The sequence below is a fragment of the Frankia sp. AgKG'84/4 genome, from assembly GCF_023242965.2.
In the GTDB taxonomy this organism is placed as follows: domain Bacteria; phylum Actinomycetota; class Actinomycetes; order Frankiales; family Frankiaceae; genus Frankia.
On record NZ_JALKFU020000781.1, the window covers coordinates 1 to 1,123 of the forward strand.

A 1,123-nucleotide genomic window follows, 5' to 3' on the forward strand; every position below is an offset into this window, starting at 1 on the left:
GAGTCGACCGGCTCGGAGTCGACCGGCTCGGAGTCGACCGGCTCGGAGTCGACCGGCTCGGAGTCGATCGGCACGCCCGCGGCCGGCGGGGGAGCGGCGTGAGCCCCGCCGGCGCGCCGGGGGGTACCCGCGGGGCCCGCCCGCCCGCGCGGGTCGATCGGCCGCGGCGCCTCGCGTGGGAGGTGCTGCGGGCGGTCGACGAACGCGGGGCCTACGCGAACCTGCTGCTGCCGAGCCTGCTCGCGGGCAGCGGCCTGTCGGTGCGGGACCGGGGCTTCGTCACCGAGCTCGCCTACGGCGCGCTGCGCTCCCAGGGCACCCTCGACGGCGTGCTCGACACGGCGACGAACCGGCCCGTCGGGGAGATCGACCCGCCGGTGCGCGACGCGCTGCGGCTAGGCGCCTACCAACTGCTGCGTACCCGGGTGCCGCCACGCGCCGCGGTGGCCACCACGGTGGACCTGGTGCGCGCCACCAGCGGGGAACGCCCGGTCCGCTTCGCCAACGCGGTCCTGCGCCGCGTCGCCGCCCGCATCACCGAGACCGGCGGTGACCTGGCGTTGCTGCTCGGCGCGCCGGGGTTCACGGCCGATCCCATCGGCCATCTCGCGGTCGTCACCGCGCATCCGCGCTGGATCGTCGAGGCCGTCGTCCAGGCCCTCGGCGGGGACTTCGACGAGGCCCGGGCGGCGCTGGCCGCCGACGACGACCGCCCGGCGGTGCACGTCGTCGCCCGGCCAGGGCGGATCGACCGCGAGTCGCTGCTCGCCGAGGCCGAGCAGGCCGAGCTCGCCGCCCGGCCCGGCCCGTACTCGCCGTACGCGGTGCGCCTCGACGGCGGCGATCCCGCGCGGCTGCCCTCGGTCGTCTCCGGGGCGGCCGCGGTGCAGGACGAGGGCAGCCAACTCGTCGCGCTGGCCCTGGCGGATACCGCGACGGTCGGTGTGGACCGTGGGCTGACCGTCGACCTGTGCGCCGGCCCGGGCGGCAAGGCGGCGATGCTCGCGGGCCTGCTCACCGGGCCCGGCGCGGACGCCTCGCTGCTGGCGATCGAGCCGCGGGCGGCCAGGGCGAACCTCGTCGCCCGGTCCCTGCGGGACACCCCGCGGCCGTCGCGGCTGCT

General features: G+C 78.4%; 1 protein-coding gene. It reads left to right on the top strand.

Translation table 11 applies throughout. The annotated features are described in order from the left end of the window. Positions 1-98: 98 nt before the first annotated feature. A partial coding sequence (locus tag MXD58_RS25185; RefSeq protein WP_250610134.1) for a transcription antitermination factor NusB occupies positions 99-1,123 on the top strand: 1,025 nt, incomplete at its 3' end.